The organism is Segatella copri (assembly GCF_009494835.1).
GTDB lineage: Bacteria > Bacteroidota > Bacteroidia > Bacteroidales > Bacteroidaceae > Prevotella > Prevotella copri_F.
On the sequence record NZ_VZBE01000080.1, the window covers coordinates 1 to 14,152 of the forward strand.

A 14,152-nucleotide genomic window follows, 5' to 3' on the forward strand; every position below is an offset into this window, starting at 1 on the left:
TTATTTTAACACAAAAAAGCTCTCAAAAATTTGGTGATGTCTTAGGAATCATGAGCCGAGGAGCGGAAAAGAAAGTGGCAAAGAAACCGTCTTTTCCTTATCTGCGATGCTTGCAAAGAACAAAGGACAGCCCCCAATCAAAAGGACTGTCCTATTTTATAAAACCTTATTCTATGGAGTAAACAAGAGCAGATACTCCATTTTTCTTCTTCGCTCGATGGAAGGCACTATCTTTCCATTCCACCTTTTGAAGTCCACATAATCACGATAGATGTTTCTGTTGCCACTTCGCATCTTTGCATACATCCGGCTTTTCATCACCTTTCCACACCCCACATTGTAGGCAAGTGCAGCCAAGAGCAGCGAGTCACGACCGAAGCCACGGAACATGGCGCACAGCTTTCTGAGGTCAGAGCGCAGCAAGGCATCGGCTTGCCGTTCCGTCATTCTTGGAGAAAACTTCTCGCCAGGCAACAGCTTGTGCCCATATCCGACATAAGGATGGTGCTTCGGTCCATGCAGACCCTCGTACTTCTTGATGCAGGCGACAGCCAACTCAAAACGTGACACATGACGAACTCGCTTTATCGCCCCTTGCGTCTGGGCAGACAAGCTGCCCGACACAAGAAGCAAGGCTAACAATATCATCAACCTCATACGCTACCGAGTTTGTTGGCACTTCTCGCAAACTCTTCCTCGTCGTCTGTGTCGTTGAAACTGAACTCCATTTCGTATGACTTGCCGAAATTGTCCTCCACAACCACGGTCAGCGTCTGTGTCTCCGTACTTGCCGAGGTGTAGTAAAGACGGAACTTCTCGTTCTCCAACAGATAGCGGTCGTTAGGCTGGAACACCGTTCCGTTCTCCATTCTCAGCGAACCTTTTCCATCATGCTGAAAATAGCGAATGGTATAGATGGTGCCGTCAAACTTGCCCTCCGCCTTCAACTCGCAGCGGATTTCAACGGTCTGTCCACGCACAATGTCCTTTGGTACAGGCATCGTCTCCACCTTGAAAGGATACGACTGCTGAATGTCCAGCTCATCGCTGCACGATGAAAGGATTACCGACAAGGCACACACGAAAAGGAATGCCAACACGCTCACTGATTTCTTGATTTTATTGTTCTTCTTCATTGTCTTGATGTTTTTGAATGATTGTTACTTTATTGTCTTATGGCTCATCAGGTACTCGTTCAAGTCCTTGTAGCCAGTGTATAGATGCGAATGGTCAATGACCTTATCGCCATATCGCTTTTGCAGTTCGACACAGGCATTCTCGCCAGCTTCGTCATTGTCCAAGTGACAGTACACTTGTGCATAGCCATCCAAAAGATGATGCACCTTTTGCATATTAGCCACCGAATTGAGGACAATATGATCCTCACCACGACCTATGCCGAGAATTACGGCAGAGAGGAAATCCATAAAACCCTCGTACAGATGGCAGACGTTGCTGTTCCTGCCAATGAGAGTGATGTCCTTTGGCGACACGCAACCTTTGAAGAAGCGGTTGCGTATCTCGTAGCCATCGCTGTTGTTCTTGAAACCGACAGCAAAGAACTGTTTGCCATTGTATCGGTATTCCATCTGACAGCAGAAACGGCTCGCCACGTCAGCCGATATGCCACGCTCACGCAAGTACTGCCGAAGTGCAGGATGGCTCAAAGGCTTTTCCACAATATCACTAAAAGGATTGCCTTTCACCTTCACAGCCTTTTCCGCTATCCTTTGATAATGCGGAAACGATGTCGGGAAACTGCCACCAAGCGTTTCAGATATGAACTTGGCTTGTGCCACAAACTCATTGCTGTTGATGAACTCCCCTGCGAGGTTGAAGATGTCACCACCTCTGGCGACGCCATAATCATACCAGACATTCTTGTCCGTTGATACCCGAAGAGAAGGATTGCGGTCATTGCGGTATGGCGCATGATACCAAAGTCCCGAAGCCTTGTGCTTGACAGGCTCAATGCCGAGAACATAGAGAAAGTCCACGATAGGCACTTGTTTGATTTCATTGATGTCCATAGGCTCACTGTTTTAGTTGATGATGAACTTCATGCCGATGCCAAACTGCGTGCGGAAATGTCCAGTGCTGTTGCCCCAAACAAGCCTTTCCTTAACGGAAGCGGTCAAAGCTATTGTATCCGACAGGTATATTTCCGTTTCCAATGCCACGGCACCACCATAGATAAACGCTCCATTGTTCTGCAAGGTCGCTCCGTCAGACATGGTTCTCTTGCCCCAATTCACAGACTCATAGCCAGCCAATGCCGAACCACCGACATAGAACAGCAACGTCTTACTGTTGTCGGAAAGGAAGTTGTAGGAATAACCGAACTCGCCCGTCATTTGCACTATAGGAACAGAGGTGTTCCGGTAAGGTTGATTCACTTGCAGGTATTCCGCCCCATACGTCCACTTGTCCCCACCTTTGGTATAGCTCGAAAGTCCAAGTCCTGCGTAATAGCCAGCCTTGCAGGACTTCTTGCCGTTATACACTCCGTCAGCCATGCCGACCTTCACCTCAATGCCTTTCATCTGAGGAAGACATCTTTGGGCGAATGCCTGCCCTGCGGTGAGGGCAAGCATCGCCATGATTGCAATGTTTCTTCTTTTCATCCGTTACTTCACGCTAAGTTCGTTGATTGTCAAAGCTCGCACCAAGTCGCTGTTCTCCACGACAAACGACTGATGGCGACCGCCTTCCTTCTCGTTCATCTCCACGACAAGCTCCTTGTCGTCTGGAATGGTAAATTTCGGCAAGCAGAACACCGTCTGCTCCGTTTTCTTGCCAGCCACACGCACCACATAGTTGTAGGCACGGACAGGAAGAAGCACCTGCTCCTGAATGGCGGTTCTTTTTGCCACCTTCTTGTCAACAACCTTGAATGTGATATAGTCCACGTCAAACGGCACGTTGCTCTGGTTCTTGATTTCTGTGTGGAAATACAGCAAGTCGCTGTGTACATAGATGCCCTTCAAAAGATACTGGATCCCGAAACGCTTGCTGCCGATGTGCTTCACCTTGCGCTTGTTCTCCTTGTGGATGGACTTCATGATGAGGTGTACCAGCATGGGACTTTCCTTGCCCAACTCCTTGAGATAAATCTCCTGCGCATTGTTCGGGCGGTTCACCGCCTCACCGTCATGGATGAAGTCCGCCATCTCGAAATTGAGCATAAGCGGTTCCTTGGCATACTTCACATTGAATGTGTAGAATGAGCCATCCTCCGTGATGACGCTCATATTGGTCTCTTTCTTGAAATTCTTCACGGCTGCTTTTACACGGATAACATTCTCCGCACCGTCCGCCTTGCCAGCTATCAAATCCTCTGAACCCAAGTCAACGTACTTGACAGAGGCAGGAAAGAGAATATGAACCGTCTTGTCATAAGTCACTTCCAAACCATGAGGTGGAATCATGCGGTCGAAGGTCAGCTTCTTGGTCAAGCCGTGATAGAGGTTGCTGTTCTCTTCCTTCTGCGGATACACCTCCTTGGTCAAGGTCAGTTTCTCTTCCTGGTCGGAAGAAACATTGCTTACTTGCTCAGTCTTTACAGACTTCTGCGCTTTTTTCTTGCCTGTCTTCTGCGCTGATGCAGTGCAGGCTATGCCCAGCATAAGGGCGAACATGATTGTTGTCTTCTTCATTTTAGTTTGCTTTTAATTAAACTTTTGGATTAAGTGGTATAAATGTTGTTGCCTTTCGGCTAATCTTCCTCTTGGTAGAGCATGACCCTGTAGCCAGCCTTCAGGTGTATCTTGACGGTACGCATCTTCTTGGAGATATACTGCGACACGCCTTGTATGACACCTTTTCCCAAGTCGGAGGCAAGTTGTGCCCCGGCATTGGAGGAAATGTTGATGCTGCTGTTCAGTGAGCTTCCCATGTTGGCACCGACTTCCTTGGCTGCGTCAACCTCCATCGACTTCGGGATGAAGATGCCCTCCTGACCGTCATTGTCATAGACGGCAAGCTCTATCGGGATAATCATGCCGTTGTGCTCAATGGACTTCAAGGCTATGGAAAGCCTTTCGCCTTGCAATCGTGCCACTCCGACAATGACAGAATTTCGTGGTATCTCCCTATTGCCGACACGCATGGCTTCCAGCAGTCTCAACCTTACTGCCTGTCCGTCCGTTATGGTCTGGTTGCCGTGGATGCAGGCAGAAATCGTGTTTTTGTCGGAAACACCACCTCTTCCGATGGCGGTATTGAACCTTGCCGAAGCCTTTTCCGAGTAAGAGGCTACAAACTCCCCGTTACTCATGGGGCGGTTCAAGGACGAGACTACACGCCTTTGCACTTGCCTTACAGGGGAAACCTTGGCTTTCTTGCCCTTGGTGACAGCTTCCTTGTTTTCCTCTGTTGCAGTTTCTGCTGATGAAGGACTTGCCGCATTGGCATTTCCACCAGGCATGTACTTTGCCGCAAGTTGGTAGGACTTCTCCATAAGGGCGACTTGCTCGTCCATATTGGAACGCTTGTTTTCCTGCTGCATCATGCTTGCCTCCAGCTCGTCAAGACGTTTCCTCAACTCAGCATCTTCGCTGCTTCCCCCTTGCTGTGGCTGTTCATAGAAACCGCCCAAGGTCGTGTTCAAGGTTTGGTATGCCTCGGCAGACGAGCGGATGGCATCCGCCTCCTGTCTTTCCGCTTTTGTTGGCTGCTGCCCAGACTGCATCAGGTCAAAGTCCTTTTCTTGCCGTGTAGCAGTCGAATCAATGCCTGGCATGTACTCACCAAGAGTGTTCATTACTCTGCTTTTTTCCTTTTGCTTATTGGCAAGATCCTCCTTGGAGTATGCCTTGCGCTTGTCCGCCTCCACATCTGTCTTCTCCGCATCGGGCATTTCCATGTTGAATCCCTTGCTGCCTTTCTCACCCTCTGATGCAGACGGCTTGAAGATAAGCCATAGCACCAGACCGCAGACGAGGAACATGCACGGTATGGCAATCATCTTGTTGCGCTTGATACGCTGCTCCTCTGTCAAAGGCTTCTTTTCCTTTGGAGCCTTATCCGGCTCCACCTTGTCATTCTTCTCTTTCTCCATGTATCAATTCATTTTGGTTGGTCACTTGCTGCCCCTTGTCGGTAGGCAACTTTACACTCTCAATATGCTCAACCTCTATATTTGAGGTCTTGCCGTTTCCGAAGTTGATGATGGCTGAACCTATCATGTAAAGGCTACAGAGGGCAAACAAGCCGAACATGACGAGCACGACTTTCAGTCTCACCCTTGTCGGAAGGGAATCCAGCCTGTCACGCAGTCTTCCCTTCATACCATTCACCTTTTCTTGGATTGTCTTAATCGGATTTTCCATTCTTGCTATTTTTATCGTTCTACTGTACTGATGTCCCTGTTCTCCACAATGGTGAAACCTTCAATGGTAAAACCATTCGGGTTATCATCGGAGCGTGTGGCGTTCACCAACCTGCATACGGTGACAAGACTTCTCTCCGTCACATTGCTCTCTCGGAGTATCACCTGCCGTGCGTAGGTCTTGGCTTGATAAGGGTAGTTATCAAAGTTACAGACCACGCTGTCCACTTGCAGCGACTGGTTGATGTTTCCCGCAATAAGTCGGTTATAAAAACCTTTCTCCGCAAAGTCCTGGTAATAGTTGTATGCGCTCTTGTCAGCCAGCAGCAAGGCTCGTTTCACGTTGTGCTCGATAGCGCTCTTCTCCGGTGATAGCGTGAAGAACAGCTCATGAAAGCGTCTCACGTGTTCCCTTGCCTCGGCAGGTCTGTTCTGTGAGAGGTCTTGCGAGAGGGCGAGCATCAGCGACTTGCCTCCGTCAAGGACGTATATCTTCTCGCGCTGCTTCTCCGCAAATCGGAATGCGAACACCACCGAGCATATTGCAACAACAGCGCAACCGATGACGAGGACGATGCAGAACAGGCGTATCTGCCTGAACGAGGTCTCGATATTCTTCAATGACTTGAATTCCATTTTTCTTTTCGTTGTATTGTTCATGAATGACTATATTTTCTTAAATCCGCTCTTGATGAGCCTTCCGGCACGTCCTGCCACATTTCCAGCCGTTGCTCCTGCGATGCTTCCGCCTAGTGAGCCTGCCGTGTTCACATTCCGGTTGTAGTTGCCGATGCCGCCACCTGCCTGTATGATCCATCCCGCAACGGTCGGTATGGTGAAGTAACCGATGATTCCGATAATGAGGAAAACGATGTAAACACCGTTGCTTGCCTCAATGGAAAAGTTCGGGTCGTTCTGCAATGCCTCGATGTCGTTTTGCAGCATCAGCACCTGTATCTTTGCAAGTATGGTACTGAACAAGTCCGAAACGGGTAGCCAGAGATAAATCTGTATGTACCTGCAGAACCATTGCGTCAGCGTGGACTGGAATCCGTCCCATACCGATATTGCGAAACAAAGCGGTCCGAGGATGGACAGGACAATGAGGAAGAATGTCCTCAGCACGTCTATGACCAGTGCAGCGGCTTGGAACAGCAGCTCCAGCAGTTCACGGAAGAAATCACGGATGCTCTTTTTCATGCTGTACATGCCACGCTCCACATACATTCCTGCCATTGTCACCACGTCGCCGGGTGACCAGCCGAGTTCGTCAAGCTGCTTGTCAAACTCCTCGTTGCTTACAAGGTATGCAGTTTCCGGATTGCGTTTTATCGCCTCATACTCCAGTTTGTCTTTCTGCGCCCGGTATTCATTCATGTCGAAGGTCTGTGTCTCCAGCATGGAATGTGTACCTTGCACGATGGGACTCATCACGCTGTTGAGCGTTCCGAGCACGATGGTCGGGAAGAACATGATGGCAAGTCCGATGGCAAATGGACGGAGCAGCGGAAATACGTCTATCGGCTCTGCTCTTGACAGTGACTGCCAAACCCTCAGGGCGACATAGAACAGCGCCCCAAGTCCTGCAAGTCCCTTGGCGATGTCCGTCATGTCGGAACACAGCGGCATCATCTCGTCATACAGGGAACGCAGTATCTGGTGAAGATTCTCGAAATCCATAGGCTACCAGTATTTCTCGTTTGACTTGCCGTAGAGTCCCATGATGCGGTCAAGGTCGTTTTTCTTCTTGGCACGCAGATAACTCACGGAAATGTTCTTGTTGGTGTAGTAGCTCACGAGATTGCGGTAACGCTTCATCTTCGAGTAACAGCGTTCCACCACGTCCATTCGCTCCTTGTCCGTCATGGAAAGGGTCGTGATGTTCACCACGTTCTTCAGTTCTGTCAGCACATCGTTGCTTTCCTCCAGCAGTTTGGTGTAGCCGAAGCCGATGGCGGAGAGTTCCTCCACGGAAAAATTGTCATCGTGCATCATCTTCTGATAGTTGTTGATGTAGATGTCTGTGATGTCACCCACCATGAGGATGGTCTGCTGCACCTTGCGTGCGTCCTTGACGAGGTTGTTCACCGACTTCAGCGCATCGTAGTACTTCTTGCCCTGCTCGTAAATCTTCACGGTCTCCTTGAAGTTGTTGATCATGTTCTGAGCCGTCGAAGATGTGTGGACGATGTTGTTGGACGAGTTGATGATACTCTGCGCAATGTTGGTAGGATCTATGACAGACCACTGTGCGCTTGCCTTTCCTACCATCAGCAGGAACAGGCAGATTGTCATGATTACTTTTGTTCTCATTTTACTTTTGGATTAAGTGGATAATGAATTTACTTGTTCTCTTGTTTGTCCTCTGCAAGCTGCCGGATGGCGGCTTCCATGTCACCGCCGAGTTTCTCCGCCAATGCCCTCACCTCCAGTTTCTCACTTTCCTCAGTCGTATAGGCGAGATATTCCTGCGTGGACACCTCTGTGGCATATACTGCCGACTGTGTTCCGCCAAGTCCTATCCATACTTCCTTGTAGATACGTGACGGGTCGTTGGACTGGTTGATGGAGAGAATCTGCGACTTCTCCTTTTCCGTCAATCCGAGCAATGACTGTATCTGCTCGAACTTGTTCATGAACTTCCTCTGGTCAAGGAGTATCTTGCAGTCTGAGTTGTTGATGATACTGTCCTTCACGATAGCGGAGGATATGATGTCCTCAACTTCCTGTGTCACCACAACCGCCTCACCGAAGAATTTTCTGACCGTCTTATAGAGATACTTGATATAGGAAGCCATGTTTGCCGAAGCTATCGCTTTCCATGCTTCTTCTATCACTATCATCTTGCGGATGCCTTTCAGGCGGCGCATTTTGTTGATGAACAGCTCCATGATGATGATGGTCGTGACTGGGAACAGGATTGAATGGTCCTTGATGGAATCTATCTCGAAAACGATGAACCGCTTGTGCAGCAGGTCAAGTTCCTTGTCTGAGTTCAGCAGATAGTCGTATTCGCCACCCTTGTAGTAAGGTTCCAGCACGTTGAGGAATCCGTCTATATCAAAATCTTTCTCACGGACTTTCTTTTCTTCCAGCACCTTGCGGTATTCCGTTCCCACAAACTCATAGAAGGTATTGAAGCATGGAACGATGTCGCTTTCCTCTTTCAGTTTACCGATGTAGAGTGACACGGCATTCGACAATGCGACCTCTTCCGCTCGTGTGGCAGGCTCGTTGTCCTTCTTCCAAAGCGTTAGGAGCAATGTCTTGATGCTCTCTCGCTTCTCGATGTCAAAGACCTTATCCTCGGTGAAGAACGGATTGAATGAGATGGGACTCTCGTCCGTATAGGTATAGTAGATACCGTCCTTTCCGCCTGTCTTTCTGTTGATCATCTCGCAGAGTCCCTGGTAAGAGTTTCCCGTATCGACCAAGACCACATGCGTGCCTTGCTCATAATACTGTCTGACGAGATGATTCATGAAGAACGACTTGCCGCTTCCCGAAGGACCGAGCACGAACTTGTTGCGGTTGGTTGTCACGCCTTTTCTCATCGGCAGGTCAGAGATGTCTATGTGCAGCGGCTTGCCACTGATGCGGTCTGCCATCTTGATGCCGAACGGTGAGGGAGAATCCATATAGTTGGTTTCCTCCGTGAAGAGGCAGGTTGCCTGTTCGATGAAGGTATGGAAACTCTCCTCTGACGGGAAATCCCCCTCGTTGCCGGGTATCGCTGCCCAGAAGAGTGTCGGGCAGTCCACCGTGTTGTGGCGTGGCACACATTCCATGCTTGCCAACTGACTGCCCACATCATTGCGCAGGTGCTTCAACTCTTCCAAGTCCTCGCCCCATGCCAGGACATTGAAATGGGCACGGACAGACTGCAAGCCTTGTGAGTGAGCCTCGTTCAGATACTCGTCAATCCATTCCTTGTTGATGGCGTTCTGTCGGCTGTACCTTGACAGCGAGTGCATATTACGGGCAGTCTTCTCGAACTTCTGCAAGGTCTCGTCACTGTTGTCTATGAATACATACTGGTTATAGATATGGTTGCAGGACAACAGCAAGCCAACTGGAGCGGCAAAGGACAGTCGGCAGTCACTTCGGTCAGTTGACAATCGCTCAAAGCGGTTGTCCGTAGATACTTCCGTAGGAAGATCTTCCGTTTGCGACAAGGTATGAAGGCATAGGTGTTTGTTTCCGATACGCATACCACTTGCAGACAATTCCATATCCTCCAGACATTGCACGTTCTCCGTGGAGAGCGAGAGGTACTTGCCTACAAGTCCCGTTGTTCGTTCCGTGCCTGTGATTTCTTCATCCGTCAGTCTGCGTAAGGAGATATAGCCGGAGTCGTTGATGATTCTTGCGAACTGCTCCACGGCATCAAGGAATCTTGCTACCGTTTCCTTGTCCTTGATTTCCTTGGGAATGATATGCCCACGGCACAAGGTGGAAAAATTGCTCTGGTGTGCCATGCGCTCCTTGGAGGTCTTGGTAAGGAACAGGTAACACTGGTGATGCAGGTAAGGACGCTCATTGAAGTGTCGCTCATAGCTTCTTGACAGAAAGCTCATGTCGCTATTCTGCAAGTCCGGTTCGTAGTTCTCTTTCACGAACCAGTCCTGCTTGTGTACAATGCTGTAGTCGGGCAGCACCTTGATAGCCTTGCACCATGCGGCATGTACCGACTCATACTCCTGCGATGTTACCGTGAAGATTTCGGGGAGCGTCACCTCGTAGGCGACCGTGATGTCGCCATCCTTGGAGATGATGCAGTCTTGCTCCACGGCAAGCAGCGGAAACTTGCTCTCAAGGGTGCTTGATTTTCTGATATTTCTCATTCTTCTTTCTTTTTATGTTTGAACATTCGGTTTGTTTTCTTTCGGTTGAGGATATAGCGTGGATGGCTCTTGGAGGCAAGGAGCTTCATCAGTCCATGCTCACCGTACTTGTTGTTCAGATGGAATGTTCCCCATACAAGCAATGATCCGAGCGTGAGACCCAAGCCGATGCAGACCAATTGATCCGCACCTGCCATATAGAGGACGACCACAAGGAAGAAGACGGCAAGCAGTCCACCTGCGAAGATGAAGAGGTACTGTGCCTTCAGTCCCTTGAACTCAACCGAATGACCGATGCCCTTGTTGATTGGGTAGTCAGCCATAAGTCTTATACCTTATTATATTTACAGGAAGAATGAGCGGAGGATGGTTGCGCTCACGATGAGGAAGATGCAGGCTCCGAACCAGCTTGCGGCAGTCTTGCTCGTGTCGGGGTCGCCAGATGAGAACTTGCCATACACCTTGATGCCTCCGATGAGACCCACCACGGCACCGATGGCGTAGATGAGTTTCGTTCCTGGGTCGAAGTAGGAGGTCACCATACTTGTTGCTTCGTTGATACCTGCAAGTCCGTTGCCTTGCGCGAATGTCTGTGATACGGCTGCGACAATCATCGCAGCGAGAAGAATGATTCTGTTTTTCTTGTTCATAAATCGTTTTTTGTCTGTGCCTTGGGGATTGGATGGTCCCGGCTGGCGGTTGATACTTTTGTTTACTCATGCGGCATGATGCCGACTTGTGGATTCAGTGGCGAGCTGAGATTTTAGCCGTAGTCTTTCTTTTTCATTGGCGTGCTTTTATTATTGTTAGAGGCGATATGCCTTTATACCTTCTTCAAACGCAGCCTTGATTTCAGCTGCATGAATGGCAAAATGTTCGTTTACGATGTTCTCGATGAAACTTGCCATGGAAACCTGTCCTTTGCCTACGACACTGACAAACTTCATTACTCGCTCATGAGTTTCCTCGCTGATGCTTACCTGTCTGCCAAGTCTTGCAGTAAAGCCTGCATCCGTCATGAACTTGCCGATGTACCCGTTTCTGTTGTTGGTACTTGCCGACACTGTTACACTCACTGTGGACTGAACACTGATGTGTTCCTTTGTCTCTCTGTTCTTTCTTGCTCTTTTCATTATTTTCACTTTTAAATTGTTATACAAATTCGAGGATATTAGATTCCCCTATGTTGTCTGATGCCTTATTTTCCTTTCTTTGAGCTGGATTTCTGTACTATCTTATGCTCTTTTAGGTAAGAGGTAACGAAATCATGGATTTTCTTCTTGCACTCATCATGATTTCTCATGAAAATCTCATAAAACTCCTTGGCATCCATCGAAGGAATTTGTCTCTTACCATTGTTCCTTTTTTTGTCTGTCATAATTTTCACTTTTTATTGTTATACAAAATCTCTGATATTGAAATCTTTGAAGTCTTCAGGAACAACAAGTTTTTTCTTCTTGATTACTTTTGTTGCTTTTCCAGACATGGGCTTGTCTGAGGAAATGTTCGACATATGCAATTCCATCAACGCATCTATTCTGCGTTTGATAATCTTGGAACGCTCTGCTATCATGTTGAAAAGCTCATTGCCTTCCATTTCCGAAAACACCTTGCCTGCATGAGAACATTCTTCGTTTGTAACATTCGGCTTGCTTGCAGTTTCGACAGCCTTGTCTATCTCCTCAAAGCTATTGCCACTTGCTTGTTCAACAACTGGCTCTTCTTCCGACTCCTCGTACTTCACGCCAACATCCTCAATGCGTGTATTCGTGAAAACTTCGTCCAACTTGTCATCAGGGATGCGAGCGGACTTCATTGAAGATTTGTCTTCCTCAAATGTCACTTCACTTTCCTTTATCGCTTCACCCTCGTCCTCCGGCTTAGTTTGCACAGGTTCCTTTTGGGCTTTTTTCGATGAGACTGTATAAGTGTGTCTGACGATGAAATCATCAGCAGGAATAGGCGGACTTTCCTTAGGCTCAACCTTGGGCTTTTCTATTCTCAACTTGTTCCTAAGCCATATGTCGGCATCAAACACCAATACAGCTATACTCCATACAAAATACAGGAGCACAATTGTCAATAACATTATTTCCATATTACCACATGATTATATCCTTGTTATTTTTCTTATACACTTCTTTGATAACCTCCCCATACTTTTGGAAATGTTCCGTCAGCACATGGTCTATATAGCCCGACAAGGACATGTCCTCACGGTTAATGACAGACACGAGGCGCATGATGGTTTCATGATACTCCTTTCGGATGTATGTCATCTTACCAGAACGGGCAGGATTCTCAGACCTGCGAATATACCTTTCTTGATATTCATCCATGAGAGAAGAAGTACCCTTGGAAGGCATTGCTTCTTTTTGTTTACTTACCTCGCTCTTTAGTGCCTCCTTCTGTATAGGTTCTTCCGTTGATGCCCTGCTTGGTGGCATGTGTGGTCGGAATGAGTTTCTGAACTCTTCCGAGTCGATGGTTACTTTTAGATTCTTTGCCATACATATTACTTCTTTATGATTGATAAAATCTCGTCTGCCAACTTCTCGATGTTACTACCTTTTATCAGATGCTTGTCGGGAGGAAGAATTGTGGAACGAAAGACAGCCTTGTTGCCGACTTCGGCACATTCCTTTCTGAAACGCTTGCTGTCTGGGATGTATGTGTTCATCACCGACAGTCCAGCTCCGTCCATCACACGACTTGCTTTCTCATACAGATCGGTCTTCTCTCGTGCATCTACCATGTTCCATAGCATATACAGTTCCTTGATGTTGGTCTTTCCGATACTGATGAACGAATCGTTCAACTGACTGGCGAACATAATGGAACTTTTCAGCACCACATTGTCTGCCGTAATCGGGCAGAATATATAATCCATAGTGACGATGGTATTTATCACACCGAGGTTGTCAATGGTTCCTGCGAGGTCAAAAAAGATGAAGTCCGGTGGGGTATCCATTTCCAAGAATGGCTTTATTGCCTCCATAGCCTTTCCTGGGTGACTCTCTACGATTGGATAAGCAGACTTTCCTGTTCTTTTCAACTGCTCATAGGCTTGTCTCAACAGATACTCGTTACTCTCGATGCTCTGCATGTCACGTTCTCTCATGTCCTTGATGCTGAACTGTGGAAAATCGCAGTCAACCACAACGACATCGTAACCTCTGACATAATAAAGGAAACTTGCCATCAACACAGTTAGTGTTGTCTTGCCTGCCCCTCCCTTTTGGGTGGAGAAGGCGATGAATGTTGGTTCTTTCTTCATGTTTGTCTTTTTATGAGTTATACATCTTGTTTGTTATAATGCGGTATTGCATTTTTATTTGTGATACATCCTACATGCTATGGTGCAAATCTATGAGCCATGAGGCTTGCAAGTGATATTATATGTTATGCAACTTTCGTATCAGTTATACTGTTTTTATGCTTGCTATATGGCTTTTATATATGTCATGCTTCATAACTGTTCTATAGCCAGTCTGTATGTCATGCCACATTTGTGCATACTTATATTACATTTTACATATCAAGCATTTTGCATGTCAAACGTTTTATCATATTACATGTAATACGTTTTATATGATTGCATTGGAGCATACAAATATGCCACTTGTTTTGCATCATTCAAGACACGTATGTCTGTCATTCACGCTGCAAAGTAACAACGAAAAATCCGAAAAACAATGGTTTTCAAATCCTGTGGCAGCATGTTGCCGATAGTTGCAGTGGTTGTCTGGGGTGCATCTGTTCCAAGGGTGCTATTTTAGCCGTAATTTTGCACCCGAAAGGCAAAGCGATGGATAGCGCATCCATATCGTTCCGAGAAGAACAAGGCTTGATGTTCCGCAAAGGACTGGATTTCCCGAACAGCTTCCATTCGGGATGGGGACAGCTTCTTACAAAGGCTAACTCCAATCCACCCTAAGCGGATTTTTATGTCCTCAAAGACATAGCAAGGTATGTTTTG

Annotated in this window: 20 protein-coding genes; 2 read left to right on the forward strand and 18 right to left on the reverse strand. The window is 47.6% G+C overall.

Annotated elements, in window-relative coordinates; all coding sequences use genetic code 11:
• Window positions 1–182: hypothetical protein (locus F7D47_RS14990; RefSeq protein WP_228113343.1), on the forward strand; the 182-nt coding region annotated here is incomplete at its 5' end.
• On the opposite strand, the gene F7D47_RS11920 is transcribed toward F7D47_RS14990, so the two are convergent.
• The 18 genes from F7D47_RS11920 to F7D47_RS12005 form a co-directional block, all read right to left on the reverse strand.
• Entirely contained in the window at window positions 172–657 is a 486-nt protein-coding gene (locus F7D47_RS11920; RefSeq protein WP_134844697.1) for a lysozyme, read from the reverse strand. The genes F7D47_RS14990 and F7D47_RS11920 overlap by 11 nt on opposite strands.
• Entirely contained in the window at window positions 654–1,145 is a 492-nt protein-coding gene (locus F7D47_RS11925) for a DUF3872 domain-containing protein (protein ID WP_437181612.1), read from the reverse strand. Before F7D47_RS11925 ends, F7D47_RS11920 begins: the two co-directional genes overlap by 4 nt.
• Before the next feature lie 15 nt (window positions 1,146–1,160).
• Entirely contained in the window at window positions 1,161–2,030 is an 870-nt protein-coding gene (locus tag F7D47_RS11930; protein WP_153086551.1) for a toprim domain-containing protein, read from the reverse strand.
• 12 nt (window positions 2,031–2,042) lie between these two features.
• A complete protein-coding gene (locus F7D47_RS11935; protein ID WP_153086552.1) occupies window positions 2,043–2,624 on the reverse strand; it encodes a conjugal transfer protein TraO in 582 nt (193 codons plus the stop codon).
• Between the two features lie 3 nt (window positions 2,625–2,627).
• Entirely contained in the window at window positions 2,628–3,656 is a 1,029-nt protein-coding gene (traN, locus tag F7D47_RS11940; protein WP_153108153.1) for a conjugative transposon protein TraN, read from the reverse strand.
• A 59-nt stretch (window positions 3,657–3,715) separates the two neighbouring features.
• A complete protein-coding gene (traM, locus tag F7D47_RS11945) occupies window positions 3,716–5,059 on the reverse strand; it encodes a conjugative transposon protein TraM (protein ID WP_153086554.1) in 1,344 nt (447 codons plus the stop codon).
• A complete protein-coding gene (locus F7D47_RS11950) occupies window positions 5,040–5,330 on the reverse strand; it encodes a TraL conjugative transposon family protein (RefSeq protein WP_153086555.1) in 291 nt (96 codons plus the stop codon). The genes traM and F7D47_RS11950 overlap by 20 nt, the downstream gene beginning before the upstream one ends.
• Before the next feature lie 11 nt (window positions 5,331–5,341).
• Window positions 5,342–5,965 carry a conjugative transposon protein TraK gene (traK, locus tag F7D47_RS11955; protein WP_068856390.1) on the reverse strand — a complete coding sequence of 208 codons (624 nt, stop codon included), beginning with the start codon at window positions 5,963–5,965 and terminating at the stop codon, window positions 5,342–5,344.
• A 30-nt stretch (window positions 5,966–5,995) separates the two neighbouring features.
• Window positions 5,996–7,009 (reverse strand): conjugative transposon protein TraJ, encoded by a 1,014-nt coding sequence (gene traJ / locus F7D47_RS11960; protein ID WP_153086556.1) that lies wholly within the window; start codon window positions 7,007–7,009, stop codon window positions 5,996–5,998.
• A gap of 3 nt (window positions 7,010–7,012) precedes the next feature.
• Complete coding sequence (locus tag F7D47_RS11965; RefSeq protein ID WP_370867672.1) at window positions 7,013–7,624, reverse strand: DUF4141 domain-containing protein; 612 nt, start codon at window positions 7,622–7,624, stop codon at window positions 7,013–7,015.
• A 47-nt stretch (window positions 7,625–7,671) separates the two neighbouring features.
• The gene (locus F7D47_RS11970) at window positions 7,672–10,173 is read right to left on the reverse strand and encodes a TraG family conjugative transposon ATPase (RefSeq protein ID WP_153086557.1); all 2,502 of its coding nucleotides are present in this window, start codon (window positions 10,171–10,173) and stop codon (window positions 7,672–7,674) included.
• The gene (locus F7D47_RS11975) at window positions 10,170–10,496 is read right to left on the reverse strand and encodes a DUF4133 domain-containing protein (protein WP_153086558.1); all 327 of its coding nucleotides are present in this window, start codon (window positions 10,494–10,496) and stop codon (window positions 10,170–10,172) included. The genes F7D47_RS11970 and F7D47_RS11975 overlap by 4 nt, the downstream gene beginning before the upstream one ends.
• 21 nt (window positions 10,497–10,517) lie before the next feature.
• Complete coding sequence (locus tag F7D47_RS11980; RefSeq protein ID WP_068856396.1) at window positions 10,518–10,823, reverse strand: DUF4134 domain-containing protein; 306 nt, start codon at window positions 10,821–10,823, stop codon at window positions 10,518–10,520.
• A 156-nt stretch (window positions 10,824–10,979) separates the two neighbouring features.
• Entirely contained in the window at window positions 10,980–11,306 is a 327-nt protein-coding gene (locus F7D47_RS11985) for a DUF3408 domain-containing protein (protein WP_153086559.1), read from the reverse strand.
• Between the two features lie 65 nt (window positions 11,307–11,371).
• Window positions 11,372–11,551, reverse strand: a complete 180-nt coding sequence (locus tag F7D47_RS11990) for a hypothetical protein (protein WP_153086560.1) — start codon at window positions 11,549–11,551, stop codon at window positions 11,372–11,374.
• An 18-nt stretch (window positions 11,552–11,569) separates the two neighbouring features.
• Entirely contained in the window at window positions 11,570–12,271 is a 702-nt protein-coding gene (locus tag F7D47_RS11995; protein ID WP_153086561.1) for a hypothetical protein, read from the reverse strand.
• Window position 12,272: 1 nt separating this feature from the next.
• On the reverse strand, window positions 12,273–12,683 hold the full coding sequence (locus F7D47_RS12000; RefSeq protein WP_153086562.1) for a DUF3408 domain-containing protein: 411 nt from the start codon (window positions 12,681–12,683) through the stop codon (window positions 12,273–12,275).
• Between the two features lie 5 nt (window positions 12,684–12,688).
• Window positions 12,689–13,450 carry a ParA family protein gene (locus F7D47_RS12005; RefSeq protein WP_118313532.1) on the reverse strand — a complete coding sequence of 254 codons (762 nt, stop codon included), beginning with the start codon at window positions 13,448–13,450 and terminating at the stop codon, window positions 12,689–12,691.
• 531 nt (window positions 13,451–13,981) lie between these two features.
• On the opposite strand from F7D47_RS12005, the gene F7D47_RS15055 reads away from it, so the two are divergent.
• A complete protein-coding gene (locus F7D47_RS15055) occupies window positions 13,982–14,110 on the forward strand; it encodes a hypothetical protein (RefSeq protein ID WP_256625080.1) in 129 nt (42 codons plus the stop codon).
• Window positions 14,111–14,152: the final 42 nt, after the last annotated feature.

What these genes read in the sequence shown, in the direction of transcription:
- F7D47_RS11935 (WP_153086552.1), bottom strand. Translation starts at nt 2,624, where the DNA reads ATGAAAAGAAGAAACATTGCAATCATGGCGATGCTTGCCCTCACCGCA.
- traN (WP_153108153.1), bottom strand. Translation starts at nt 3,656, where the DNA reads ATGAAGAAGACAACAATCATGTTCGCCCTTATGCTGGGCATAGCCTGC.
- F7D47_RS11980 (WP_068856396.1), bottom strand. Translation starts at nt 10,823, where the DNA reads ATGAACAAGAAAAACAGAATCATTCTTCTCGCTGCGATGATTGTCGCA.
- traJ (WP_153086556.1), bottom strand. Translation starts at nt 7,009, where the DNA reads ATGGATTTCGAGAATCTTCACCAGATACTGCGTTCCCTGTATGACGAG.
- F7D47_RS15055 (WP_256625080.1), top strand. Translation starts at nt 13,982, where the DNA reads ATGGATAGCGCATCCATATCGTTCCGAGAAGAACAAGGCTTGATGTTC.
- F7D47_RS11975 (WP_153086558.1), bottom strand. Translation starts at nt 10,496, where the DNA reads ATGGCTGACTACCCAATCAACAAGGGCATCGGTCATTCGGTTGAGTTC.
- F7D47_RS11930 (WP_153086551.1), bottom strand. Translation starts at nt 2,030, where the DNA reads ATGGACATCAATGAAATCAAACAAGTGCCTATCGTGGACTTTCTCTAT.
- traM (WP_153086554.1), bottom strand. Translation starts at nt 5,059, where the DNA reads ATGGAGAAAGAGAAGAATGACAAGGTGGAGCCGGATAAGGCTCCAAAG.
- F7D47_RS11985 (WP_153086559.1), bottom strand. Translation starts at nt 11,306, where the DNA reads ATGAAAAGAGCAAGAAAGAACAGAGAGACAAAGGAACACATCAGTGTT.
- F7D47_RS11965 (WP_370867672.1), bottom strand. Translation starts at nt 7,624, where the DNA reads ATGACAATCTGCCTGTTCCTGCTGATGGTAGGAAAGGCAAGCGCACAG.
- traK (WP_068856390.1), bottom strand. Translation starts at nt 5,965, where the DNA reads ATGGAATTCAAGTCATTGAAGAATATCGAGACCTCGTTCAGGCAGATA.
- F7D47_RS11950 (WP_153086555.1), bottom strand. Translation starts at nt 5,330, where the DNA reads ATGGAAAATCCGATTAAGACAATCCAAGAAAAGGTGAATGGTATGAAG.
- F7D47_RS11970 (WP_153086557.1), bottom strand. Translation starts at nt 10,173, where the DNA reads ATGAGAAATATCAGAAAATCAAGCACCCTTGAGAGCAAGTTTCCGCTG.
- F7D47_RS12000 (WP_153086562.1), bottom strand. Translation starts at nt 12,683, where the DNA reads ATGGCAAAGAATCTAAAAGTAACCATCGACTCGGAAGAGTTCAGAAAC.
- F7D47_RS11995 (WP_153086561.1), bottom strand. Translation starts at nt 12,271, where the DNA reads ATGGAAATAATGTTATTGACAATTGTGCTCCTGTATTTTGTATGGAGT.
- F7D47_RS11920 (WP_134844697.1), bottom strand. Translation starts at nt 657, where the DNA reads ATGAGGTTGATGATATTGTTAGCCTTGCTTCTTGTGTCGGGCAGCTTG.
- F7D47_RS12005 (WP_118313532.1), bottom strand. Translation starts at nt 13,450, where the DNA reads ATGAAGAAAGAACCAACATTCATCGCCTTCTCCACCCAAAAGGGAGGG.
- F7D47_RS11990 (WP_153086560.1), bottom strand. Translation starts at nt 11,551, where the DNA reads ATGACAGACAAAAAAAGGAACAATGGTAAGAGACAAATTCCTTCGATG.